This is a genomic window from Microbacterium wangchenii (assembly GCF_004564355.1).
GTDB lineage: Bacteria > Actinomycetota > Actinomycetes > Actinomycetales > Microbacteriaceae > Microbacterium > Microbacterium wangchenii.
On record NZ_CP038266.1, the window covers coordinates 2,706,406 to 2,728,535 of the forward strand.

General features: G+C 70.4%; 28 protein-coding genes and 1 tRNA gene. 13 read left to right on the top strand and 16 right to left on the bottom strand.

Annotated features, from left to right (window positions below):
• Window positions 1-15 precede the first annotated feature (15 nt).
• The 4 genes from E4K62_RS13060 to E4K62_RS13075 all read left to right on the top strand — a co-directional run bounded on the left by E4K62_RS13060 (window position 16) and on the right by E4K62_RS13075 (window position 4,144).
• The gene (locus E4K62_RS13060; protein ID WP_135068107.1) at window positions 16-1,164 is read left to right on the top strand and encodes an ROK family transcriptional regulator; all 1,149 of its coding nucleotides are present in this window, start codon (window positions 16-18) and stop codon (window positions 1,162-1,164) included.
• Between the two features lie 114 nt (window positions 1,165-1,278).
• Window positions 1,279-1,971, top strand: coding sequence for a response regulator transcription factor (locus E4K62_RS13065; protein WP_135068109.1), 693 nt, complete (start codon window positions 1,279-1,281; stop codon window positions 1,969-1,971).
• Between the two features lie 143 nt (window positions 1,972-2,114).
• The gene (locus E4K62_RS13070; RefSeq protein WP_240742895.1) at window positions 2,115-3,743 is read left to right on the top strand and encodes a sensor histidine kinase; all 1,629 of its coding nucleotides are present in this window, start codon (window positions 2,115-2,117) and stop codon (window positions 3,741-3,743) included.
• 113 nt (window positions 3,744-3,856) lie between these two features.
• On the top strand, window positions 3,857-4,144 hold the full coding sequence (locus E4K62_RS13075) for a WXG100 family type VII secretion target (protein WP_135068113.1): 288 nt from the start codon (window positions 3,857-3,859) through the stop codon (window positions 4,142-4,144).
• Between the two features lie 93 nt (window positions 4,145-4,237).
• Here E4K62_RS13075 and groL read toward each other — a convergent pair whose 3' ends face one another.
• The 5 genes from groL to E4K62_RS13100 all read right to left on the bottom strand — a co-directional run bounded on the left by groL (window position 4,238) and on the right by E4K62_RS13100 (window position 8,283).
• On the bottom strand, window positions 4,238-5,857 hold the full coding sequence (gene groL / locus E4K62_RS13080) for a chaperonin GroEL (protein WP_135068115.1): 1,620 nt from the start codon (window positions 5,855-5,857) through the stop codon (window positions 4,238-4,240).
• A gap of 237 nt (window positions 5,858-6,094) precedes the next feature.
• Entirely contained in the window at window positions 6,095-6,295 is a 201-nt protein-coding gene (locus tag E4K62_RS13085; protein WP_135068118.1) for a cold-shock protein, read from the bottom strand.
• Between the two features lie 133 nt (window positions 6,296-6,428).
• On the bottom strand, window positions 6,429-7,007 hold the full coding sequence (locus tag E4K62_RS13090) for a LytR C-terminal domain-containing protein (protein WP_135068120.1): 579 nt from the start codon (window positions 7,005-7,007) through the stop codon (window positions 6,429-6,431).
• A gap of 31 nt (window positions 7,008-7,038) precedes the next feature.
• Window positions 7,039-7,284: a DUF3263 domain-containing protein gene (locus E4K62_RS13095; RefSeq protein ID WP_135068122.1), complete on the bottom strand. Its 246-nt coding sequence runs from the start codon at window positions 7,282-7,284 to the stop codon at window positions 7,039-7,041.
• A gap of 9 nt (window positions 7,285-7,293) precedes the next feature.
• A complete protein-coding gene (locus tag E4K62_RS13100; RefSeq protein ID WP_135068124.1) occupies window positions 7,294-8,283 on the bottom strand; it encodes a DUF2332 domain-containing protein in 990 nt (329 codons plus the stop codon).
• A 74-nt stretch (window positions 8,284-8,357) separates the two neighbouring features.
• On the opposite strand from E4K62_RS13100, the gene msrB reads away from it, so the two are divergent.
• Together msrB and E4K62_RS13110 are read left to right on the top strand one after the other, a co-directional pair.
• Window positions 8,358-8,765: a peptide-methionine (R)-S-oxide reductase MsrB gene (msrB, locus tag E4K62_RS13105; protein WP_135068126.1), complete on the top strand. Its 408-nt coding sequence runs from the start codon at window positions 8,358-8,360 to the stop codon at window positions 8,763-8,765.
• Window positions 8,766-8,830: 65 nt separating this feature from the next.
• Window positions 8,831-9,421, top strand: a complete 591-nt coding sequence (locus tag E4K62_RS13110; protein WP_240742896.1) for a nitroreductase family protein — start codon at window positions 8,831-8,833, stop codon at window positions 9,419-9,421.
• On the opposite strand, the gene E4K62_RS13115 is transcribed toward E4K62_RS13110, so the two are convergent.
• The 5 genes from E4K62_RS13115 to E4K62_RS13135 are packed head-to-tail and all read right to left on the bottom strand — an operon-like array spanning window position 9,418 to window position 13,276.
• Entirely contained in the window at window positions 9,418-10,386 is a 969-nt protein-coding gene (locus E4K62_RS13115; RefSeq protein ID WP_240742696.1) for a DMT family transporter, read from the bottom strand. The two genes, E4K62_RS13110 and E4K62_RS13115, sit on opposite strands and share 4 nt — an antisense overlap.
• Before the next feature lie 52 nt (window positions 10,387-10,438).
• Window positions 10,439-11,230, bottom strand: coding sequence for an anti-sigma factor (locus tag E4K62_RS13120; protein ID WP_135068130.1), 792 nt, complete (start codon window positions 11,228-11,230; stop codon window positions 10,439-10,441).
• Window positions 11,217-11,801, bottom strand: coding sequence for an RNA polymerase sigma factor (locus E4K62_RS13125; protein WP_135068132.1), 585 nt, complete (start codon window positions 11,799-11,801; stop codon window positions 11,217-11,219). Before E4K62_RS13125 ends, E4K62_RS13120 begins: the two co-directional genes overlap by 14 nt.
• A 6-nt stretch (window positions 11,802-11,807) precedes the next feature.
• Window positions 11,808-12,452, bottom strand: a complete 645-nt coding sequence (locus E4K62_RS13130) for a class F sortase (protein WP_135068134.1) — start codon at window positions 12,450-12,452, stop codon at window positions 11,808-11,810.
• Window positions 12,452-13,276, bottom strand: a complete 825-nt coding sequence (locus tag E4K62_RS13135) for a DUF4397 domain-containing protein (protein ID WP_135068136.1) — start codon at window positions 13,274-13,276, stop codon at window positions 12,452-12,454. Before E4K62_RS13135 ends, E4K62_RS13130 begins: the two co-directional genes overlap by 1 nt.
• A 133-nt stretch (window positions 13,277-13,409) precedes the next feature.
• Between E4K62_RS13135 and E4K62_RS18780 the strand changes: the two genes are divergently transcribed.
• The 5 genes from E4K62_RS18780 (at window position 13,410) to E4K62_RS18730 (ending at window position 15,545) form a co-directional block, all read left to right on the top strand.
• A complete protein-coding gene (locus E4K62_RS18780) occupies window positions 13,410-13,574 on the top strand; it encodes a hypothetical protein (RefSeq protein WP_205805976.1) in 165 nt (54 codons plus the stop codon).
• Between the two features lie 44 nt (window positions 13,575-13,618).
• Window positions 13,619-14,062 (top strand): phosphotransferase, encoded by a 444-nt coding sequence (locus tag E4K62_RS13140; RefSeq protein ID WP_205805764.1) that lies wholly within the window; start codon window positions 13,619-13,621, stop codon window positions 14,060-14,062.
• Window positions 14,063-14,130: 68 nt separating this feature from the next.
• Window positions 14,131-14,739, top strand: a complete 609-nt coding sequence (locus tag E4K62_RS13145; RefSeq protein ID WP_135068138.1) for a hypothetical protein — start codon at window positions 14,131-14,133, stop codon at window positions 14,737-14,739.
• Entirely contained in the window at window positions 14,736-15,359 is a 624-nt protein-coding gene (locus E4K62_RS13150) for an RES family NAD+ phosphorylase (protein WP_147911185.1), read from the top strand. Before E4K62_RS13145 ends, E4K62_RS13150 begins: the two co-directional genes overlap by 4 nt.
• 30 nt (window positions 15,360-15,389) lie before the next feature.
• Window positions 15,390-15,545 (top strand): hypothetical protein, encoded by a 156-nt coding sequence (locus E4K62_RS18730; RefSeq protein ID WP_167747792.1) that lies wholly within the window; start codon window positions 15,390-15,392, stop codon window positions 15,543-15,545.
• Between the two features lie 151 nt (window positions 15,546-15,696).
• On the opposite strand, the gene E4K62_RS13155 is transcribed toward E4K62_RS18730, so the two are convergent.
• From E4K62_RS13155 to E4K62_RS13175, 5 genes are all read right to left on the bottom strand, one after another.
• Window positions 15,697-15,912 (bottom strand): hypothetical protein, encoded by a 216-nt coding sequence (locus tag E4K62_RS13155; protein ID WP_135068142.1) that lies wholly within the window; start codon window positions 15,910-15,912, stop codon window positions 15,697-15,699.
• A gap of 277 nt (window positions 15,913-16,189) precedes the next feature.
• Window positions 16,190-16,711: a hypothetical protein gene (locus E4K62_RS13160; protein WP_135068144.1), complete on the bottom strand. Its 522-nt coding sequence runs from the start codon at window positions 16,709-16,711 to the stop codon at window positions 16,190-16,192.
• A 59-nt stretch (window positions 16,712-16,770) separates the two neighbouring features.
• Window positions 16,771-16,843, bottom strand: a tRNA-Thr gene (locus E4K62_RS13165).
• A gap of 98 nt (window positions 16,844-16,941) precedes the next feature.
• Entirely contained in the window at window positions 16,942-17,631 is a 690-nt protein-coding gene (locus tag E4K62_RS13170; protein WP_135068146.1) for a hemerythrin domain-containing protein, read from the bottom strand.
• A 109-nt stretch (window positions 17,632-17,740) separates the two neighbouring features.
• Window positions 17,741-18,718, bottom strand: coding sequence for a DsbA family protein (locus E4K62_RS13175; RefSeq protein WP_135068148.1), 978 nt, complete (start codon window positions 18,716-18,718; stop codon window positions 17,741-17,743).
• Window positions 18,719-18,937: 219 nt separating this feature from the next.
• Between E4K62_RS13175 and E4K62_RS13180 the strand changes: the two genes are divergently transcribed.
• Together E4K62_RS13180 and E4K62_RS13185 are read left to right on the top strand one after the other, a co-directional pair.
• Window positions 18,938-20,041 carry an ABC transporter ATP-binding protein gene (locus E4K62_RS13180; protein WP_135068150.1) on the top strand — a complete coding sequence of 368 codons (1,104 nt, stop codon included), beginning with the start codon at window positions 18,938-18,940 and terminating at the stop codon, window positions 20,039-20,041.
• A 71-nt stretch (window positions 20,042-20,112) separates the two neighbouring features.
• Window positions 20,113-21,423 carry a DUF4032 domain-containing protein gene (locus tag E4K62_RS13185; RefSeq protein ID WP_135068152.1) on the top strand — a complete coding sequence of 437 codons (1,311 nt, stop codon included), beginning with the start codon at window positions 20,113-20,115 and terminating at the stop codon, window positions 21,421-21,423.
• 14 nt (window positions 21,424-21,437) lie between these two features.
• Here E4K62_RS13185 and E4K62_RS13190 read toward each other — a convergent pair whose 3' ends face one another.
• The gene (locus E4K62_RS13190; protein WP_135068154.1) at window positions 21,438-22,079 is read right to left on the bottom strand and encodes an NAD(P)-dependent oxidoreductase; all 642 of its coding nucleotides are present in this window, start codon (window positions 22,077-22,079) and stop codon (window positions 21,438-21,440) included.
• Between the last annotated feature and the right edge of the window lie 51 nt (window positions 22,080-22,130).

Here is a 22,130-nt window from a genome sequence, read left to right on the forward strand (position 1 = left end):
AACGAGGGGGTCACGATGTCCGGTCCGGGCGATGTGCTGGAACTGATCCGCACGGGGCGCGCGCTCACGCGGGGCGACGTCCTGGAGATCACGGGCCTGTCGCGGATGACGGTGTCCACGCGCATCGACGCCCTGCTGGAAGCCGGGCTCATCGTGGAGAACGGCACCGAGCGTCCCGCCTCGGGCCGTCCCTCACGGCTGCTGGAGTTCAACTCCGCGCGGGCCACCGTGCTCACCGCCGCGGTCGACACGACCCACACCATGGTCGCCCTGACCGATCTGGCCGGACGTCTTCTCGCCGAGGAGCGCATCGAGGTCGCCGTCGCCGACGGCCCGGACCGGACCCTCGACGAGATCGCCGCCACCGCGCGTCGGGTCCTCGTCGCGGCGGAGACTCCGCTGGAGCGCGTCGCGGCGATCGGCATCAGCATCCCCGGGCCCGTCGACCCCGACACCGGGCGCCCCAGTCAGCCGCCCATCATGCCGGGGTGGGACGCGTATCCGATCCCCGATCACCTGCGCGATGCCCTGGGTATCCCCGTCCTCGTCGCCAACGACGCCGATGCCGCCGCCCTCGGCGAGCAGCGCGCCGCACATGCCGATTCACGCGCGCTGTGCTTCATCAAAGTCTCCTCCGGCATCGGCGCGGGCATCGTCATCGGGGGGCGGGTCTACCAGGGCACCGACGGCGGCGCCGGAGACATCGGCCACGTCAAGCTCGCCGGGCACGACGACGAGGTGTGCCAGTGCGGGGCGCACGGCTGCCTGGCGGCCGTGGCCTCCGGACGCGCCGTGGCGCGGGCCCTCTCGGCGATCGGCAAGAACGCCGAGTCCGGCTCCGACGTCGGGGCGTACCTCGCGGCGGGCGACCCGGATGCGGCTGCCCTCACCCGGGCGGCGGGCCGCGTGATCGGCGAGGTCGTGGCCACCCTGGTGTCGGTGCTGAACCCGGGAGAGGTCGTGCTGGGCGGGATGCTCGCATCCGCCCCTCTCCTGGCCGGCGTGCGCGAGACGCTGTACCCCCGCTCCCTGCCGCGCGCGACGCGCCACCTCACGGTCAGCCAGTCCACGCTGGGAGAGCATGCCGGGATCGTCGGCTTGGCCACCCTCGTGGTGGAGCGGGAGTACTCCGCCGTCGCCGTCAACGCCGCCCTCAGCAGCTGAGAGCGACCCGCGATCAGGCCGGATTTCCCGGATTCCGGGCCCTGTACGGGCCCATTTCCCGCTTTCGCGCAGGGCATCCAGGCGCGCGAAGGGTTTGGTCACGATAATGAGGGCATGACCGCACCGCGCATCCTCGTCGTGGACGACGAACCGAACATCCGGGATCTGCTCGTCACGAGCCTCCGATTCGCCGGATTCCAGGTCCGCGCCGTCTCCAACGGCGCGCAGACCATCTCCGCCGTCCTCGAGGAGGAGCCCGATCTCATCGTGCTGGATGTGATGCTGCCCGATATGAACGGGTTCAGCGTCACCAAGCGCCTGCGGGGCGCCGGCTACACGGCACCGATCCTCTTCCTCACCGCCAAGGACGAGACCGAAGACAAGATCACCGGGCTCAACGCCGGCGGCGACGACTATGTCACCAAGCCCTTCAGCCTGGACGAGATCGTCGCGCGCATCCAGGCGATCCTGCGCCGCACGATGCAGACCGACGAGGAGTCGATCATCCGCGCGGGCGAGCTCACGATGGATCAGGACACCCACGACGTCACGGTCGGGGACGTCTCGATCGACCTGAGCCCCACGGAGTTCAAACTGCTGCGCTACCTCATGCTCAACCCGAACCGGGTGCTGTCCAAGGCGCAGATCCTCGATCACGTGTGGGAGTACGACTTCAACGGCGACGCGGGCATCGTGGAGAGCTACATCTCCTACCTCCGCCGCAAGATCGATCCGCACTCCTCCGAGCCGCTCATCCAGACCAAGCGCGGCTTCGGCTACATGCTCAAGGCCGGCAAGACCGCCTGAGCGGCCCGACGGAAGAAGACCTCCTGGCTCACCACAACGACGCCGTCACCGGATGGTGGCGTGGGCTCAGCCTGCGCGCCAAGGTGACCGGCGTGACCGTGGGCCTGCTCGCGATCGGGCTGGTCTCGGCCGGATTCGGAACGATGGCCTTCCTCCGCACCACCCTCACGGCGTCGCTGGACGACTCGCTGCGGCAACTGGCGTCCTCGGATGCCGCGCTGTCGGTCCTGGACGTGCAGAACTCCGGCGGCACCCTGCGCTTCACCGAGGACGAGGAAGCGGCCCCGACCGACATCTTCGTGGCGATCTACGATCCGACAGGCCAGTTCCTCATCGCGGCCGGCGGTGACGGCACGACCGCTCCGCCGGAATTCCCCTCGACCTACACGCTTCAGAAGACGCAGTTGCAGGGCCTCACTCCCTTCGCGCTGCCGAGCACCGGCAGCGGACCGCCGTTTCACGCGGCCGTCGACGTGCTGGCCGTCGACGGCGTCAGCGCGCTGTACACGCAGATGGTCGCCGTGTCCCTGGGACCCACCGAACGGGTCGTGGCCGCCTACGTCGGCATCTACAGCATCCTCGCCCTCCTCATCCTCATCGCCAGCGCCCTCCTGACGCGGTGGCTCGTGACCCTGACCTTCCGCGGCCTCGGTCAGGTGGAGGCCACCGCGATGTCGATCGCGGGAGGGGACTTCAGCCAGCGGATGTCGGACGTGGTCCCCGGCACCGAGGTCGGGCGACTGAAGACCGCCATCAACACGATGCTGGACCGGGTGGATGCGGCGATCCGCCAGCGCGACGCGACCGTCGGGCAGATGCGCCGGTTCATCGGCGACGCGAGCCATGAGCTGCGCACCCCCCTGGTGACGGTGCGCGGCTACGCCGAGCTGTACCGCATGGGAGCCATCCGCGGCGACGAGGAGGTCGCGCAGTCGATGGAGCGCATCGAGAAGGAGGCGATCCGCATGGGGGTGCTCGTGGAGGACCTCCTCGCGCTGGCGCGCCTGGACGAGCAGCGGGGCGTGGTCATCCAGCCGGTGGATCTGCGCCCCATCGCCCGCGACGCCGCGCTCGATCTGCGGGCGGCGTCGCCGCAGCGCGAAGTGACCGTCGAGGACACCTCCGCGTACGGAGGGCCGCGTGTGACGATGTCGATCACGGTCGACCCGCCCGCCGAGACGCCCGAAGACGACACCTCCGGCGAGCCGCGCCGGCGCACGACTTCTGCGACCTCCGCCATCGCGCTGGCGGGGGCGACGCTGTCGCGTCTGCGTCGCCGGCCCCGCGGCGCCGGTGACGCCGACGAGGCGGCGGACGCGCCGGCAGCTCCGGCGACCGCGCCGGTGCGCACGGTTCCCGTCGAACCCGTCGTGCTCGGAGATGAGAACCGCATCCGCCAAGTCGTGGCCAATCTGCTGGGCAACGCGCGCCGGTTCACCGGCGAGGACTCCCCCATCGAACTGCGCGTGGGGGTCTCCGCGGCCGACGAGACCGGGTGGATCGAGGTCATCGACCACGGCGAAGGCATCCCGGAGCAGATCCGCGACCAGATCTTCCAGCGGTTCTGGCGCGCCGACACCTCGCGGGCGCGGGAGACCGGCGGCTCCGGGCTCGGCCTGTCGATCGTCGCCTCGATCGTGCAGGCGCTGCATGGCACCGTGTCGGTGCGCGACACCCCCGGCGGCGGAGCGACGTTCCGCGTCGCACTGCCGCTGGCACCGCCCTCCGCCGACGAGGTCGCCGACACGCGTCCGCTGCCGCGCCAGCGCTGAGTCTCCTCCACAGGGAGCCCGACCGAGGGCGGTGTGCACGAGCACGCCGCACCGCGCCCGTGCCCGCGGGCCGGCGCCCTAACGTGGCGGGACGTACTCGAAAGGAGCCTCCCATGGCCGTCTTCTCCGTCGACAGCGATGCCGTCTTCACCGCGTCGGGCGCGATCCGCGCGACCGTCGATCGCTTGGAAAGCGAATCCGCCGCGCTGCTGTCGCAGCTCACTCAGCTCCAGGGCTCCTGGACGGGCGCGGCCTCGGCGGCGTTCTCCGGCGTCGTGGAGCGGTGGCGCGCGACGCAGCGCGAGGTCGCCGCCGCTCTGGCCGAGATCGACGGTGCGCTCACCGTCGCCGGGCGCCAGTACGCCGAGGTGGAGCAGGCCAGCACGAGCCTCTTCCGCTGAGCCTCCCGGATCGCCCGGCCCGACACGGCCGGGAACGGCAGAAGGGCCCCCTCCGCAGAGGGGGCCCTTCTGTGCGTCAGACGCGGAGCGGACTCAGAAGTCCATGCCGCCGGTCGGGTCGGCCGGGGCGGCCGCAGCCTTCTCCGGCTTGTCGGCGACGACGGCCTCGGTGGTGAGGAACAGGCCGGCGATCGACGCCGCGTTCTGCAGCGCCGAGCGCGTCACCTTGGCCGGGTCGATGATGCCCTGCGCGAACAGGTCACCGTACTCGCCGGTCGCGGCGTTCAGGCCCCAGCCGGGCTCGAGCTCGGCGACCTTGTTCGCCACGACACCGGGCTCCATGCCGGCGTTGAGGGCGATCTGCTTCAGCGGAGCCTCGATCGCGACGCGGACGATGTTCGCACCGGTGGCCTCGTCACCCTCGAGCGACAGACCCTCGAACGCGATCTTGCCGGCCTGGATGAGCGCGACGCCACCACCGGGGACGATGCCCTCCTCGACGGCCGCCTTCGCGTTGCGAACGGCGTCCTCGATGCGGTGCTTGCGCTCCTTCAGCTCGACCTCGGTGGCCGCGCCCGCCTTGATGACGGCGACGCCGCCGGCGAGCTTGGCCAGACGCTCCTGGAGCTTCTCGCGGTCGTAGTCGCTGTCGGTGTTCTCGATCTCGCGGCGGATCTGGGTCACGCGACCCTCGATCTGAGCCGTGTCACCGGCACCTTCGACGATGGTGGTCTCGTCCTTGGTGATGATGACCTTGCGCGCACGACCGAGCAGGTCGACCGTGGCGTTCTCGAGCTTGAGGCCGACCTCTTCGGTGATGACCTGGCCGCCGGTGAGGATCGCGATGTCCTGGAGCTGAGCCTTGCGACGGTCGCCGAAGCCGGGAGCCTTGACGGCAGCCGACTTGAAGATGCCGCGGATCTTGTTGAGCACGAGCGTCGCGAGAGCCTCACCCTCGACGTCCTCAGCGATGATGAGGAGCTCCTTGCCCTCCTGGATCACCTTGTCGACGATCGGCAGCAGGTCCTTGATGTTCGAGATCTTCTGGTTCGCGATCAGGATGTAGGGGTCTTCGAAGACCGCTTCCTGACGCTCCGGGTCGGTCACGAAGTAAGGGTTGATGTAGCCCTTGTCGAAGCGCATGCCCTCGGTGAGCTCGAGCTCGGTGCCGAAGGTGTTGGACTCCTCGACGGTGACCACACCTTCCTTGCCGACCTTGTCGATCGCCTCGGCGATGAGCTCGCCGATCGCGGGGTCAGCGGCGGAGATCGATGCCGTGGCGGCGATCTGCTCCTTCGACTCGACCTCCTTGGCGCCGGCGAGGAGCTGGTCGGTGATGGCCTTGACGGCCTTCTCGATGCCCTTCTTCAGCGAAATGGGGTCGGCGCCGGCTGCGACGTTGCGCAGACCTTCGCGCACGAGCGCCTGGGCGAGAACGGTCGCGGTGGTGGTTCCGTCACCGGCCACGTCGTCGGTCTTCTTGGCGACCTCCTTGACCAGCTCGGCGCCGATCTTCTCGTAGGGGTCGTCGAGCTCGATCTCCTTGGCGATCGAAACACCGTCGTTCGTGATCGTGGGGGCGCCCCACTTCTTCTCGAGCACGACGTTGCGACCGCGGGGGCCCAGGGTCACCTTGACGGCGTCGGCCAGGATGTTGAGACCGCGCTCGAGGCCACGGCGGGCCTCCTCGTCGAAAGCGATGATCTTTGCCATATGTGTGATGTCCCTCCCGGATGGGGGCTGTCAGTCTGTTAGCACTCCACAAAGACGAGTGCTAAGCCATTCTGGCACTCGCCCCATGCGAGTGCAAGCTGCGACCGTGTGCGCGCGTCGCTCGGCACGCGCGCACGGGAACGCGAAGGAGGCGGCATCCCGCGGCGACTCCGGGCGCCCTCGCCCGCGGGAGTCACTGCGCGATGCCGCCTCCGAACGAGACGCGCGCGAACGGCGTCAGAGGACGCGCACTGCTTCGGCCTGAGGGCCCTTCTGGCCGGCGCCGACGGTGAACTCGACCGCCTGCCCCTCCTCGAGAACCCGGAACCCGGTCATGTCGATGTTGGAGTAGTGAACGAAGACGTCCTCTCCGTCGCCGGAGGTGATGAAGCCGAAACCCTTCTCGGCGTTGAACCATTTGACGGTGCCCTGGGCCATGCTCTTCTTCTCCTGATGCTGTCGGACGCAGGTCATCGTATCCACGGCGCAGAAGGGCGCGACCCCTCGCCGGGCAACTGTTGACACGCCCGCATCGAAGTGTTTACCGCCCGGAAACACGCGGGCGACGGCCTCAGGGCGCGGGGGTGTCGACCCGGTCGAGTCCGATGACGACGGTGAGCTGACGCCCGGCCTCGTCCTCCTCGGTCTCGAGGTCGTCCGGTGGCAGGTACTGGGCGCTCAGCGCGATCTCGGCCCCGCCGATCGTCTCGGCCAGCCCCAGCGCGGCCGCCTCGTCCGCTTCCTGGGCGTAGTAGACGGTGGTGGTGGGGAAATCGGTGGCTCCCGCGGCGCCTGCGGTGACCGCATCCGCCGACCAGCCGGCGGTGATGACGACATCGCGGATCTGGGTTGCGAGCCCTTCTTGCGGCGTCGCGTTGAGCACCAGGACGGGGTAGGTGGTGTCGACGACGGGCTCGACGACGGGGGCCGGCTCGGTGGTGGGCACCGGCTCAGGTGCCAGCGAGATCCGCCCCGACATCACGAGGGAGCCGAAGATGCCGGCCACGACGAGGACGACGGTGGCCACGGCAGCCCACAGGAACACCATCCCGCCGCGCATGCGCGGATTCTCCGCACGATGGGCGCCGACGCGGCCCGTGCTGGGGGCGAGGTCGTCGAAACGGTCGCGCGGGTACGTCGTTCGAGCCACCCCCCGATGCTACCGGGCCGTCCCCGCCCGATCAGCGAACGCCGGCGCGGGCGGCGCGGGTCGCGGCGCGCTCGTCGCGGAGCCGCCGCAGCCGCCGTACGAGCAGCGGATCGTGCTCGAGCGCTTCGGCGGTGTCGATCAGACGGCCGAGCAGCTGGTAGTACCGTGCGGGGGGCATGGCGAACTCGGCACGGATCGCCTCCTCCTTCGCACCGCCGTGGCGGCGCCACTCCGCTTCGAAGGCGAGCAGCGCACGGTCGCGGTCGGAGAGGGGCACTCCTCCACGCTAAGCCCGGTGGTGCCCTGCACCCGGGAGCCACTCCACACACGCGCCGAGTGGATCCACCGCCGCCAGGATGTCGCCGTCCAGCGCGAGTGCGAATCCCCCCGGCCATGGTGCCGGGACGGATGACCAGCCCTCGTGCAGCGCGGGTTCGTCGATCGTGATCCACCGGCCCGCCGCCCGCGCCGCCTCGATCACGGCGCTCCGGCCGGCGCGGGGAATGTGGGCGAGCACCCCCGGGGTGGTGACCACGAGCGTGGCCTCCCGCGGTGCGCGGGCGGCAGCGGCGGCGAGCGCGTCGGCGGCGTCGCCGGCGATCAGCAGCGGCGGATCGGCCGCCGCCACCGCCAGCGCGGCTTCCACCCGCTCGCGCCGGCCCTCCTCGCCCGGCCACACCAGGCCGGTCAGCCAGGCGCGATCCCGAGGGTCGCGGGCGTCGAGCGGATCGAGGTCGATCCCGGCCCGCCACACCACCTCCGGCATCCGCAGCGCGGGGTCACCCGTCAGCCGGCTGCCCAGCACCACCGGCGCGGGACCTGCGGGAGGGTCGATCCGGCGCACGCCGTGCCCCGTCTCGTACCGGTAGGAGTAGCGGTCGGGGTACAGACACAGCCCTGCGCTGGCCCCCACCTCCAGCAGCGCGATCGGACCCTCGATGAGACTCAGCGCGGGAAGGAGCGCCGCGCAGCGCAGCGGTTCGTTGGTCTGGATGCGGCGGGCCGCGCATTCGGCGACGACCTCGTCGGCGTGCGCCCGCAGCCAGGCCGCCCACCGGGGGAATGCGGCCTCGGGGGCTCCCAGCATCCGGGTGACGGCGAAGACGAGCGGCGGTTGCCGGTGGGTCGCGGGGATCCGGGTGAGGATCCGCGCCGTCGCCGCGTCCGCCACGACCCCCGCCGCCCACTCCGCGTACAGCGCCGAGCGGCCGGGCGCCTCCTCCCGCGCGAAGCGGTCGTAGCGGGCGATCACGGCGTCGAACTCGGGTGTGCCCACTCCGGCATTATCCGCTGCGAGCGACCGGGGTGCCGCGGGTTCGGGTTGAATGGAGGAAGAGAGGACACACCCCCATGAGCTATTCCGTTGACAAGACCGACGAGCAGTGGCGCGCCGAGCTGGACCCCCAGCAGTACGCCGTGCTGCGTCAGGCCGGCACCGAGCCCGCGTGGAGCGGTGAGCTCCTGAACGAAGAGCGCGCCGGCCTGTACGCGTGTGCGGCCTGCGGCGCGGAGCTGTTCCAGAGCGGGACGAAGTTCGATTCGCACTGCGGCTGGCCGAGCTTCTACGAATCGGTGCGTCCCGAAGCGGTCGAGCTCATCGAAGACCGCAGCCACGGCATGGTGCGCACCGAGGTGCGCTGCGCGAACTGCGGCTCCCACCTCGGCCACGTCTTCCCCGACGGCTTCGGCACGCCCACGGGCGACCGGTACTGCATGAACTCCCTCGCATTGGAGTTCTCTCCCGAGTCCGAGGCGTGACCCTCCCCGAGCCCTCTTCGCCCGCCGAGGCGGCCACCGGAACCCCCGAGCGCGGGGGCTCCGCGTTGGAGGCCGTCCGGGCACGCCGGTCGTGGTCGCGCGTGACCGACGAGGCGCCCACGCGCTCCGAGTTGGAGGCCCTCGTGTCGGCGGCCGGACGCGTCGCCGACCATTCGTCGCTGCGTCCATGGCGGCTCATCGAGCTGCGCGGCGCGGATCGCGAACGGCTGGGTCGCGCCATCCACAAGGCGCTCGGCCAGGACGGCAGCTCGACCAAGCCGCTGCGCGCGCCGCTGCTCGTGGCGATCGTGGTCAGCTACCGCAAGAGCGACAAGGTGCCGCGCTGGGAGCAGGAGGCGGTGGCCGCGGGCGTCGCCCACACGCTGAGCCTGCTGTTGGACGAGGCCGGCTGGGGGGTCATCTGGCGCACGGGGCACTACACGCGCAGCAAGGCGGTCGCCAAGGCGCACGGGCTCGGCAAGGACGAGGCACTCCTGGGCTGGCTCTATGTCGGCGGGAAACCGGACACCGAGCGCGGCGGGCCGCGCAAGGGCGTGGATGCGGCGGCACACCTGACCCCGATGCCGGGGAAGTCCAGCCGGGGGTCGAAGAAGAACGCCGCCGACGCCGCGAAGGACGAATCGACCGCGCTCTAACCCGCCGCGGGGCGCCGGCGGCGTCGGACCACGACGATCGCGACACCCGCGAAGGCGATCACGACGGCGGCGAGCGCGACCGGCAGCGGCGGTCCCGAGGGCGCGGGCCAGATCGCATCGAGCGCGACCGACATCGCCAGGAGCCCCACCACCGAGCCGAGGCCCAGCAGCAGCACACCCGTGACGCGCACGATCGCTGCCGACAGGAAGATGTAGATCACACCGATCACACCGCCGAGGTAGAGCCACGGGTCCGCCGGCAGGGTGCGCGGTGCTCCGGCGGAGGAGATGTGCACCGCCGCGGCGATCCCGAGCACGACCGTGCCCCCGGCGAAGTTCACCAGCGTGGCGGTGAGGGGGTTGCCGACCCGCTGCCCCAGGCGCCCATTGGTCCCCTGCTGCCAGGCGATTCCCGCCCCCGCGAGCACCGGCAGCACGAGCATCCAGAGCGGCGGCGCCGTGGCGATCCCCACGACGCACACGATGACGCCCGTCACCGCCAGCGCGCCGCCCACCAGACGGGGCATGGTGACGGCCACCACTCCCCCGGGCCCGTACCCGATCCGGTCCAGGACGAGTCCGTTGAGGGTCTGCCCGGCGACGACGCCCACGGTGAACAGCGCCACGCCGATCGTGGCGACCGTGAGCCCCTGCGTCGCGACGGTGAGAGCGCCGGCGAGCCCGCCCAGCAGCATCCATGCCGGCACGGTGCCGCCGCGGATGCCGCGGACCAGGCGCAGGGCGCCGGCCCGCCCGGAAGGAAGCACCGCCGTGAGAGCGAGCAGGACGACCAGACCGGATCCGAAGGAGATCACGGCGGCGGTGTAGCCGTCGCCGATCGCCTCACCCAGTGATCCGTTGATGCGGGCCTGCAGCGCCGTCAGCACGCCCACGACCACGGCCGCGGCCACAGCGAGCCACAGCGGGATCGGCCGGGGCCGGTCTGCTCGGGCGTGCTCGGTCACCGGACGATGCTACGGCCTGCCGGCGGGCCGGCCCGACCGGGCCGCGTCCACGTCAGGCTGCACGCAGCTCGCCGCGGACGATCGAGTCACCGGAGTGCTGGGGGTCGCCGTCTTCGGGCTCCAGCGACACGTCTACGAGCACGTACTCGTCGATGTCGATGTCGGGCGGGATGGGGAAGGTCCCCTCGCTGCCCTCCAGAGTGCCGAGGCTCACCAGCGCGGTGGCATCGGCGGTGATGAGCCACACCTCCCGCGACCCTTCCCCCGTGTCGGCATCGGCATCGAGGGTGACGCGCACGACCCGCTCGCGGTCGTCCGTCTCGATCACGGTCGCCGATCCCCGCGCGCCGGGGTGCGCCGGGAACGCGTCGAGCGAGGCCGCCGCCACTTCGACCGGCTGGCTGGGGCGCACCGCCACCCCGATCCCGACGATCACGAGCAGCAGGGCGACGCTGGCGGCGAGGGTGAACAGCATCCGCGTGCGCCCTCGCGGCGGTGGCGATCCTGCGCCGGCTGCCGGGGAGGAGGGTGCGGCGGGCGGAGTCGCCGGCGGGGCGGGTGCGGATGCGGCGGGTGCGGATGCCGCACCGGAAGCTGCGGGAGGTTCGGCGGGCGGGTCGGCTCGGGGAGCGGAGATGTCGGCGAGGATCCCCTCCCAGACCCGCTCCGGAGGCGTCTCCCACTCGCCCACATCGACGGTGGAGCGCCCGACCGACACGGCGAAGGCCAGCTCGTCCAGCTCCGCGGCGCACTGCGGGCAGTCGTCGAGGTGCGAGCGTTCGCCGTCTTCGGCGTTCTCGCCGATGGCGAGCAGCGCCATCCGCTCCGGGTCAAGGTGCGACATGACTGACCTCCAATCGGCGTCGTAGGCGGGTGAGACTTCGGCGGATATGACTTTTCACCGTGCCCAGCGGCAGCTGCAGGCGGTGTGCGATCTGATCGTGGGTCAGATCGTCGTAGAACGCCAATCGGATGACGGCGCGCGCATCCGGTTCCAGGCGTTCGATCTCATCGGCGAGGAGCAGTCGGTCACCCAGGTCGATCTCGGGGACCACGAGCGCCTCGGGGTCGGTGAGGCGCTGCAGCTCATCCTGGGCGGCCGCGACGCGCGCACGCGCCTCGCGGACGTCGGCGATGCGGCGCTTGGCGATGGCGACCAGCCACGTCGACAGACCGGCGCGGGCCGGATCGAAGGACTCACGGGAGTTCCAGGCCGAAACGAAGGTGCGTTGCGTCGCGTCCTCGGCGTCGCCGCGGTCGCCCAGCGCGCGCAGAGCCAGGGTGAACACCAGGGGCGACCAGCGGCGGTAGATCGCTTCCAGGGCGCGCTCATCGCCCGCCTGGAAACGACCGGCCACGTCGAGTTCGTCCTCGTCGGGCACCCCTGCCTCTTTCGTCGTCTGCGCCTGGAGCATGTCCACTCACCCCGTGGGGGAAGCGATGACGACTACGTTATCTTCGTACCGGCCCACGGAGGCGTCGAATGCGCCGCCGCACGTGATCAGAACGAGCGCGGGTGCCCCGTCGCGGGCGAACAGCTCGGCGACGGGAAGGTCGGTCTTGCGGTAGTAGGTCACGTCGGTAACGGCGTAGTCGAACGCCTGACCGGCGGCATCGCGCACCTGCACGGTCGCACCGGGGGCGAGGTCGCGCAGCCGGCTGAACGGGCCGATCGGATAGTCCGGCGCATCCACGTGCGCGGAGATGACCGTGCGCCCCTGTGGGCTGGCGGGGTCGGCGCCGTATTCGTACCAGCCGGCCACCGCCGGATCGACGGGGAGCTCCATCGCGCCGTTGGGGTCGACGCCGACCGGGACGACCGGCACCTCCACCCCGACCGCGGGTACCGATACCGCCACGGGTACGGCGGTCGCCCGGGCCGGGGCGGGGGTGGCAGGCGTCACCGGCACCTCGACCACTGCCGTGGGGGTCGGCGAGGGGAGTGCCGGTGACGCCGTCGGGGACGGACCGGCGGCGGGCGGTGCCGAAGCACCGCACGCCGCCAGGCCGAGGGCGATCGCGGCGGCGGCACCGGCCGCCGCGATCGCCCGGAGGGGGTGTGGCATCACCGGGTCGAGCGGGAGGACCGAACGACGCGGGTCGCGGCGACCGCGCCCACTGCCGCCAGCGCGATACCGCCGGCCAGAAGCAGCGACTGGGCGCCGGCGTCACGTGCGGCCAGCTGTCCACCCGAACCCGAGGGGACGCCCGAGGGGTTGGAGTGCAGACCCTCGATCGTCTGGGTGGCCAGCGCGAGGTTGCCGTCTTCCAGGCTGCCCCACGCGTACACGATCGTGAGCGCGCCTTCGCGCACGTCCACGTCAGCCGGGCCGATCACCGGGTCGGTGGTGCCCGCAGCGGCCACGGAGGCCGAGATCACACCGGCCGGCAGCGTCAGCGTGGACTCCCCCGGGTTGGTGAGGCCTTCGATCACAGGGGCGCCGCCGGCCAGCACGTCCACCGCAGGGGCGGCGGCGTCGTGACGGACCGTCAGTCGTCCCTCACCGGCGGCGAGGGGTGCGACATCGTTCTGGTACGGCGTGAGGGTCGGGTCTCCGGACTCGCTCAGGTGCGCGACGGCGGTGTAGTTGCCGCCTGCGGCGAGGGTGACGGTGGCCGGTCCGAGCACGGGAGAGCTCGCGTCGGCAGCATCCGGAGCCGTCAACGCCACCTCGTAGTCGCCGGCGGGAAGCTCGAGCGGCCCAGCCAGGTCGCCGGGCTGGAAGTCGTCAAGCGTGAGGTCGCCGTTGACGTACACGTCGACGGGGGTGTCGGGGATGCCGTGCAGCACCGACAGCTGCGCGTTGCCGGTAGCAGCGGAGGCGGGGACGACGAAGCCCAGGGCGAGCACCGCACCGGCCACGACGCCGAGGGAAAGAGTCTTACGCACTGTGTTCTCCTTGCTCGGGGGCGACCCCGTGGCCGCCCTTCCCCCTCTTATTCCGGCGGGGGGCCGGTCTTGGATGCAGGCGAATGAAAAAACTTCGCGAAACCCCCGCCGAGGGCCGGGGTAGCCTCGTCCCGTGGACACCGAGCGCCCCGCGACCGCCCGCGAAGTTCTCGCGGGCGGCATGGCCAACGCCGGCGCTGTCATCCGCCGCGGCGCGGTGGTGGAGCGCCCAGGGGACACGGCTTCGACGGCGCTCCGCTCCCCCTGTCCCTCACCGACACCGGTCGCGAGCAGCTGACGTTCATCCTCGGCGACGTTCCGCTGTCGGCCACGGATGGCGCGATGACGGGGGGCGGGACGATCCTGTGCCACAACGACGTGTGCCCCGGAAACGTCGTCTTCCGTGAGGGGCGCGCGGTCGCGCTCATCGACTTCGACATGGCCGCTCCCGGGCACCCGCTGTGGGATCTCGCCATGGCCGCGCGGTACTGGATCCCCATGCACGACGGCGGAACCGGCTCTCCGTCCGCGCCCTCGGACGCAGCCAGACGGTTCCGGATCCTCGCCGACGGCTACGGCCTCTCGGTCACCGAGCGCCGCCGGCTGCCGGACGTCATCGAGCAGGCGATGCTCTCCTGCCGGGCCTTCGTGGCCGATCGTGTGGCGCGCGGCGATGCGGTCTACGTCCGGTCGCTGACGGCCGGCGGCGGCTGGCCAAGGTGGGACCGGATGCAGGCCTGGCTGATCGACAACCGGGCGACCTTCCAAGCGGCGCTGACGGCCTGACGACGGGGCCAGCGACGGCACTGCTGTCCGGCGTACCGTTACGGCGTAACAATCCGTACACTTGTGGTATGAGCACCGCATACGACGAGCCACGCCCCACGCTCGACGAGGAGGATCTGGGCGCCCACCTGGAGAAGCACGGCGTGCCGCACCAGTATGCCCGCGGTGTGGTGGACACCATGCTGGAGCTCGTCGCGGGACCGGTGACCACGGCACTGACGGCATCGGAACTCGCCTTCATGCGGGACTCCGGCGTCCCCGCCCAGGTCTTCAGCACGGAGGCCGAGAGGTTCAATGCGGTATACGAAGCCGCGTCCGCTCTCGTCCTCAGGCGGGAGCTGAAAGAGTCGCTGCTGCCGACCAGGGCAGTCGCGCAGATGATGGGTAAGGACGTCGCTCACGTGCGCCGGCTGTTGTCCGAGCGGCGCCTGATGAGCGCCGGGCAGGTCGATGGACAGACGGCCTATCCCTCGTGGCAGTTCGTGGACGGAGAGATGCTGCCCGGTCTTCGGGAGGTTCTGGCTGCGTTCCCCAGCGACTTCCACCCGTTAGACATCCAGAAGGTGATGACCTCTCCTTCTGAGGAACTGCGCGGGCGCACGCCGCAGGAGTGGCTGGCAACGGGAGGCACCGTGGCCACCGTCGTCCAGATGGTCGGAGACCTGGCCTACCGGTGACAGCGAAGAACCCGCGCACCCCTCCTACTCCCCTGACGATGGAGGAGGGCGACCTCACCTCTGTGCAGCATCCACTGTGGCGGATCCACCGGGTGTCCGGCGCGCACCCGTCGACGTGGGACGAGCTGCGTGAGCACGGACCGGTCACCTCGATGCGATGGGACCCCCACCCGACCCCTCGAGGCGACCACCCTGGCATCGGGGTCTCGTACGCAAGTGCAGACGTCTTCACCGTCGTGGCGGAAGCGTTCCAGCAACAGCGCGTCATCACGCTGAGCCGCGAGCGCGCGCTTGTCGGGTGGACACCGACTCGTCCCCTGCGGCTGCTGCGGGTGTCAGGCGAATGGGCGATCCGAAACGGCGCATCTGCCAGCTTGCACGCCGCTCCCCGATCCACCTGCAGGGCATGGGCCCGGGAGATCCACCACACGTGGCCAGACCTCGATGGGCTGGACGTGCCCTCGACGATGACCGGCACTGCCATGACCGTCCTGTTCTCACATGCGGCGACTGCCTTCCCGCCGAGCCCCGCGGTCTCCGCCACGCTCGATCAGCGCGTTGCGGCTGCACTCATCGTCCCCGTCGCCCGCCGTTTCCGCTGGCCGGTCACCCGCGCTTGACATCGCAACGCGAGCGCTACTGTTCGTTCCATGCTGAGGAATGTGGGCATCGCTCTCGCGCTGTGTCTTCTCGCAGGCCTCGTCCTGTTCCTCGTCACGGACCGAGTGCTGTGGCTCGTGGCAGGGCTCGCCGTCTGGCTGCTCATCTCGATCTGGGTGGGCGCGCGCGGGGATCGCCGCGAGTGATCGCCTGGCGAACGGGAATGGCTCCTACCGGTGAAGGACTTGGTCTGCAGCCTCCTCATCCACGGCACGGCGCATCCGTCTCCTCCTGACGTCGGATTCTGCGGCCGTCCAGAGACGCCTACTGCGTACTCCTACCTCGTCCTCCATTCCCCTACTCAAGGTGTGCCACACCTCTGGTGTGGATCGCTCGAGCGCTCACGAGCACCACCAGGAAGGTCAGCACGTCCGTTCCCGCCAAGGCGAGGCTGGTCAACGCCCAGTCGGCGGTGTCCCAGATCATGAGTCGAAGAACGAGCGCCCCGGGCAGGATCGAGGACCCGCTGCCCGCCACTGCCATTCCGAAGAGCTTGCTCGTGCGCGAGGTCACGCGGCGTCTCGCAATGATCCACGTGGCGGTTGCCGCTGGGAGTCCCCCCGCCGTGAAGAGTGCGACGGCGCCCAGAAGAGTCCGCGCTTCCTGCGAAGGTGGCTCGAGAGCGGTGGACGCTGCCTCGACGATGAGAGACCGCCCGACGCCGACTATCAGAGCGGTCACAAGAGCAGCGGCGACCATGCCACCAAGGAGAGGCCATTCGCGACCGGACTCGCGCATCATCGTTCGGACTCCACGAGCGGCGAGCGCGCTTGCTGCCGCATCTTCGGCGTCAGTCGAGCTCGGCTGGATGTAAGAGGAGCACTTGGTCCCGCTCGAGAACATCCGGGTCCACACCTACCGGAATCGTAATCCGCAGGCTTAGCGCCCCATCACCATTCCGCCACACAGTTGCCTGCGTCCCCCCTCGCGCACAGACGGTGTCGTCGAAAACCATCATGACGACATACCCCAGAGACCCCGAACCCGGTCTCCACGTCCCGTCGAATGCGAGTGCCTCGTCGTCCTCTAGGGCGGCCAGGTCCCGCGCGCCGTCTGAGACACAGTGCAAACTCGCCGGCCACTCACTCGCGTAGAGCGTCCCATCCCCGGACAACGTGAGGTCTGTCCCGAGCCCGTCGGCCTCCACCCAGCTTCCCACCAGTTCACCTGACGACACACCGAAAGCGAGGTCCTGCGCTGCGCAACCCGTGAGCAACGTCGACGCAAGGATCAAAGCCGCGACGCGTCGACGTGCTATCCGCCTCATTCGAATCCCCCGAGCTGCACCGTCGCAGTCGACGAGCGCAGCCATATCCTGGCGGAAATACTCGTTACTCGGAAGCGAAGCCCTGCGCTTTACCGAGGATTCGGTGCCGGCTACAGGACTTGAACCTGCAACCCCCTAATTACAAGTTAGGTGCGCTACCAATTGCGCCAAGCCGGCGGGTCGTGGAGTTCCACGGGTCTTCGAGACTGCGAGAGTCGGGTGACGGGCCACCCCACACCTTCAGATTCTCCCTACCGAGTGTAGAGCGTCCGCCCTCAGCGTCCTTCGAGTGCCGCGCGATGGGCGAGGTAGCGCCGCTGACCCACCCAGCGCCAGGCCCAACGCGCCGGGGCCGGCATGTTCTTGTGCAGCCACTCGTCGCCGCCGTCGGGCTGTGAGGCGAGAATCTCGCCCAACTGCTGCCAGGTCTGCCCCTTCGGGATCGAGCGGCGCCCGTGCTGCGAGAACCAGTCGATCTCGGCCTTGGTGATGGTGTACTCCATCACGGGCACGATGGTGGTCTCTTCGTCGGGCAGGTGCACGCCGATGGCGGCGTTGATGCCCTCGAGCGAGTCGAGCACCCGCGCGGCATCCGCCGAGCTCGCCGACGAGCGCCAGGCCGGCAGTGCGGCATCCATGATCGTGAGGTGCGCGAGCAGCTCGGCGTGCTGCGCCTTCATGCGCTCGACGTGCACGGTGCAGGCCGGGGCGCGCTCGTCGAGGGCGTCCCAGAGCCGCTCGTCCTCGCCCTCATGATGCGCGTGCAGCCCCAGCGACAGTGTCTCGAGCTGCGTCGCGACGACGGCGGCGTGCGCGGTGTCGCCCTCGGCGACGCGCCGGATGAGGTCGGGCGCCTCGCCGAAGCCCCGGCGGAACATGCGGTGGATGTCGATCATGCCGCTCGCATCGCACGTCTTGGGTCCGGTGGGGACGGCGCCGCCGTGCGGCAGGGGCGTGGCAGGCATGCGGCCTCCTCGTCGACGGGATCTGCCGAGAGGATAGAGCCTCGCCTGGATCAGCGAAAGAGGGCGTCCGTGCGCTGTCCGCGGATGCCGCTCCGGGCACCCGATCGCCTCACGGCGTGGGGGTGGGCGTCCCGGACTCGGAAGGCGACGGCGTGGGAGAAGGCGTGCGGTAGTACGCGTCGCTGGCGACGGTGAGGACGAACTGGGCGAACTCGGTCGGATCGTCCATCGCGCCGATGTAGGGCGTGCCGTTCACCAGCACCATGGGGGTTCCCGTGAGAGCGACACCGTCGCTGTCGGGGATGCTCTCCAGCGCCCGGTCGGTGGCGGCACGCGCCCAGGAGAGGAACGAGCCCTCCTCGATGCAATTGCGCACGACCTTGGGTGCCGAGGCACCGGCGGCCTGGGCGAGCTCGGCGATCTCCTCGTCGCTCATGCCGTCGGAGTCGATCTCGGGCTGCTTTCGCAACATCTGGTCGTTGAAGGTGAAGAAGGTGTCGGGCGAGTACGTCGCCACGCACGCGGCCGCTCCCGCCGCACGCAGGGAGTACTTCGTGCCGTTGGACTTCGACGTCAGCATGGCCACGGGATAGTACGTCAGGGTCGCTGCATCCTGACCGACCCACTTCTTCAGCTGCTCGGCGTTGGAGATCTGGAACTCTCGTGCGCCGGTGGAGAGGTAGTCCACGTACACGCGGATGTCGACGGCCCGAGTGTCGGTGGCGCCGGGGGTGGGGGTGGCCTCGCCCTCCGACGGCGCCTCCTCCTCCGGCGTCGTCTCGGCGGTCGGGGTGGAGCCGTCCACACCGGTCTGCAACGGCTCGCCCACCTCGGGGATCGAAGACACCGTGAATCCGTCCCCGTGCGCGTTGGCCGGCTGCACCTGCGGGCGCGGCCCCATCTCGGCGAACGCCCAGATGACGGCGGCGGCGGCGCCGCCGATGACGGCGAGCCCGACGGCACCGAGGATCACGCCACGCAGCAGACGCACACGCGACTGCTTGGCGTGCACCTGCTGAGCCTTCTCGCGCACCGCCTCACGGCGGTCACGCGTGGCAGGCACCTGCGGTGTCTGATCGCTCGGCATGAATCCTCTTGCACAGATGGTGGGGCCGGGGATCCGGCGGGCCGCACGGGGGTGAGGCGGCCAGAAATGATGCTAGTCAGGCTGTCTGGGAAAAACCCAGACGGTTCGGGTTGCGTGGCATACTGAGGATCGCGCCCGATGGCGGGCGTGCGGGCCAGCCCCCGCTCATCCTCACTACGGATCGTCCGGCACGTACCTGCCGGTGAAGGAGAAGAGAACATGGCGTCTGTCACGTTCGAGAACGCAACCCGCCTGTACCCCGGGGGCACTCGTCCCGCCGTGGACAAGCTGAACCTCGAAGTCGCCGACGGCGAATTCCTGGTCCTCGTCGGCCCCTCCGGCTGTGGCAAGTCCACGTCGCTGCGCATGCTGGCCGGCCTGGAAGAGGTCAACTCCGGCCGCATCCTCATCGGCGACCGCGACGTCACCGACGTGCCGCCCAAGGACCGCGACATCGCGATGGTGTTCCAGAACTACGCGCTGTACCCGCACATGACCGTCGCCGAGAACATGGGCTTCGCCCTGAAGATCGCCGGCGTCGGCAAGGAAGAGCGCGCCGCCCGCGTCCTGGAGGCCGCCAAGCTCCTCGACCTCGAGGAGTACCTCACCCGCAAGCCGAAGGCCCTCTCGGGTGGTCAGCGTCAGCGCGTCGCGATGGGCCGCGCGATCGTCCGTCAGCCGCAGGTGTTCCTCATGGACGAGCCGCTGTCGAACCTCGACGCCAAGCTCCGCGTGCAGACGCGTACCCAGATCGCGTCGCTGCAGCGCCGCCTGGGCGTCACCACCGTCTACGTCACGCACGACCAGACCGAGGCCCTGACGATGGGAGACCGCATCGCGGTGCTCAAGGACGGCATCCTGCAGCAGGTCGGCACGCCCCGCGACCTGTACGAGAAGCCCAACAACGTCTTCGTCGCCGGCTTCATCGGGTCCCCCGCCATGAACCTCTTCTCGGCCGACCTCGCGGAGGGCGGCGTGCGCTTCGGCGACGAGGTCGTGCCGCTGGACCGCGACACCGTGGGCCGCGCCAACGGCAGCCAGGTCACCGTGGGCGTCCGCCCCGAGGACATCGTGGTCGGCCCCGCCGACGGCCGTGGCCTGTCCGTGGTCGTCGACCTCGTCGAGGAGCTCGGCGCGGACGGCTACCTCTACGGTCACACCGAGATCAACGGCAAGCGCGCCGACCTGGTCGCCCGTGTCGACGGCCGCAACCACCCCAACGCGGGTGAGACCGTCACACTGGCCGCCAGCGCCGGTCACGTGCACGCGTTCGACGTCGAGTCCGGCGAGCGCCTGAACGACAAGCCGGTCGTCTCCGCCTGACACGACTCTCACACCGCGGCGCGGGTAGCCTTGGGGCTGCCCGCGCCGCGTCGTTTCCGCCAGGAGTGCCCGTGTCCCCCTCAGCCCTCAGTATCACCGCGAGCTCCGTCGACCCGGGTCTGCTGTCCCTGCCGTGGGCGACGCCTCTGGCGGAGTGGCCGAGCAGCACGATCGTCTACCTGCCCAAGGGGATCTCGCGCCACCTCGTGCGCTTCGCGAACCTCTCGGGGCGGGTGGTGGCCATCAAGGAGACCACCGAGGAGATGGCCCGGCGCGAGTACGACATGCTGGGCAACCTGCACCGCCTCGCCGCCCCGTGCGTGGAGCGCGTCGCCGTGATCGCCGGCCGGACGGATGCGGCGGGCGAGCCGCTGCCCGCGGCTCTGGTCACGGCGCACCTGCGCTTCTCCCTCCCCTACCGCGCCCTGTTCACGCAGGTGTTGCGCCCGCACACCGCCACCCGCCTGGTCGACGCCCTCGCGGTGCTGCTGGTGCGCCTGCACAACGTGGGGTTCTTCTGGGGCGACGTGTCGCTGTCGAACACGCTGTTCCGCCGCGACGCGGGCGCCTTCGCCGCGTACCTGGTGGATGCCGAGACCGGTGAACTGCATGAAGGCGGGCTCACGCCCGGGCAGCGTGCGCACGACCTGGACGTGGCGCGCACGAACATCGCCGGCGAGATCATGGACCTCGCCGCCGGCGGCCGGCTGGAGGGCGGCATCGACGCCGTCCAGGTCGCCGACGGGCTCGTGTCGTCGTACCACTCGCTGTGGGCGGCACTCACCGACAAGGAGAGCTTCGCCGTCGACGAGTCGTGGCGGCTCACCGAGCGCGTCCAGCGCCTGAACGCCCTCGGTTTCGACATCGGCGAGATGTCGATCCAGACCACGACCGACGGAACACGGGTGTCGATCCAGCCCAAGGTCGTCGACGCGGGGCACCACCAGCGCCGGCTGCTGCGGCTGACCGGCCTCGACGTCGAGGAGAACCAGGCGCGGCGACTGCTCAACGACCTGGACGAGTTCCGCGCCCGGGTGAGCCGGTTGGGCGCGGACGAGGAGATGGTCGCCCACGAATGGCTCACGCGCGTGTTCGAGCCGGTCGTGATGGCGATCCCGTTCGACCTGCGAGCGAAGCTCGAGCCCGCGGAGGTGTTCCATCAGGTGCTCGAGCACCGGTGGTACATGTCGCAGACGCGCGGGCGATCCGTCCCGATCGCCGAAGTGCTCACGTCCTACATCGACGACGTCCTGCGCCACCGCCGGGACGAGGCCACCGTGATGGGCCCGCCCACCGACACCGTGTCACTGCCGGTCATCACCGGCGCTCTGCCCGTCGCCGACGACGACGAGCAGGGCGTGGACTGGCGCGACCTCGTGTAGCGGCGGAGCCGGGGTCAATACCCCACGGTGAACCGTTCGCGGGAGTGTTTCGGCGATTCGATCTCGTCGAGGACGGCCACGGCGAGGTCGGCGCCGGAGATGAACGATTCGCCGTCCGCGTCCGTCACGAGCACGTCGCCGCCGTCGCGGTAGGAGCCGGTCCGCTCCCCCGGCGCCCACATGCCGAAGCCGCCCGCGGGGTGCACGTAGAACCAGTCCCGTCCACCCGTTCCCGACTGCAGGTCTTCGAGCACGCCGATCGCCTCGAGCGCCTCCGGCTTGTAGTCCTCGGTGAAGCCCTCGGTGTCGACCAGGCGCGGCCCGCCGGGAGCGACGAGGCTCCCGCCCGCGCCGCCGATGACGCCGACGCGCACGTTCTCCGGGAGAGCCGCGAACAGCTCCTCCAGGGCGGGGCGCACCTTGCCGAGCATGTCGCCGCGTGCCGGCACCGCCGCGACGACGACCTCCACGCCCTCGAGCTGGTGAACCAGTTCCGGCACGTCGAGGATGTTGCCCTCGATGTAGCTCGCGCCCTCCACGCGCTCGGACGGCACCGAGCGGGCGATCGAGACGACGGTGTGCCCGCGGCTCACCGCCTCGGCCACGATGTGACGTCCGGCGTAGCCGGTTCCTCCGATGACAGCGATACGGGTCACGGTCTTCCTTCCGTCGCGGACACTCCGACCATCCTGCACCGGCTCCGGCGA

Coding starts and splice junctions, on each gene's coding strand:
- E4K62_RS13060 (WP_135068107.1), top strand. CDS start 16: ATGTCCGGTCCGGGCGATGTGCTGGAACTGATCCGCACGGGGCGCGCG.
- E4K62_RS13065 (WP_135068109.1), top strand. CDS start 1,279: ATGACCGCACCGCGCATCCTCGTCGTGGACGACGAACCGAACATCCGG.
- E4K62_RS13070 (WP_240742895.1), top strand. CDS start 2,115: ATGGCCTTCCTCCGCACCACCCTCACGGCGTCGCTGGACGACTCGCTG.
- E4K62_RS13075 (WP_135068113.1), top strand. CDS start 3,857: ATGGCCGTCTTCTCCGTCGACAGCGATGCCGTCTTCACCGCGTCGGGC.
- groL (WP_135068115.1), bottom strand. CDS start 5,857: ATGGCAAAGATCATCGCTTTCGACGAGGAGGCCCGCCGTGGCCTCGAG.
- E4K62_RS13085 (WP_135068118.1), bottom strand. CDS start 6,295: ATGGCCCAGGGCACCGTCAAATGGTTCAACGCCGAGAAGGGTTTCGGC.
- msrB (WP_135068126.1), top strand. CDS start 8,358: ATGAGCTATTCCGTTGACAAGACCGACGAGCAGTGGCGCGCCGAGCTG.
- E4K62_RS13120 (WP_135068130.1), bottom strand. CDS start 11,230: ATGTCGCACCTTGACCCGGAGCGGATGGCGCTGCTCGCCATCGGCGAG.
- E4K62_RS13125 (WP_135068132.1), bottom strand. CDS start 11,801: ATGCTCCAGGCGCAGACGACGAAAGAGGCAGGGGTGCCCGACGAGGAC.
- E4K62_RS13130 (WP_135068134.1), bottom strand. CDS start 12,452: ATGCCACACCCCCTCCGGGCGATCGCGGCGGCCGGTGCCGCCGCCGCG.
- E4K62_RS13140 (WP_205805764.1), top strand. CDS start 13,619: ATGACGGGGGGCGGGACGATCCTGTGCCACAACGACGTGTGCCCCGGA.
- E4K62_RS13145 (WP_135068138.1), top strand. CDS start 14,131: ATGAGCACCGCATACGACGAGCCACGCCCCACGCTCGACGAGGAGGAT.
- E4K62_RS18730 (WP_167747792.1), top strand. CDS start 15,390: ATGCTGAGGAATGTGGGCATCGCTCTCGCGCTGTGTCTTCTCGCAGGC.
- E4K62_RS13160 (WP_135068144.1), bottom strand. CDS start 16,711: ATGGCTGCGCTCGTCGACTGCGACGGTGCAGCTCGGGGGATTCGAATG.
- E4K62_RS13170 (WP_135068146.1), bottom strand. CDS start 17,631: ATGCCTGCCACGCCCCTGCCGCACGGCGGCGCCGTCCCCACCGGACCC.
- E4K62_RS13175 (WP_135068148.1), bottom strand. CDS start 18,718: ATGCCGAGCGATCAGACACCGCAGGTGCCTGCCACGCGTGACCGCCGT.
- E4K62_RS13180 (WP_135068150.1), top strand. CDS start 18,938: ATGGCGTCTGTCACGTTCGAGAACGCAACCCGCCTGTACCCCGGGGGC.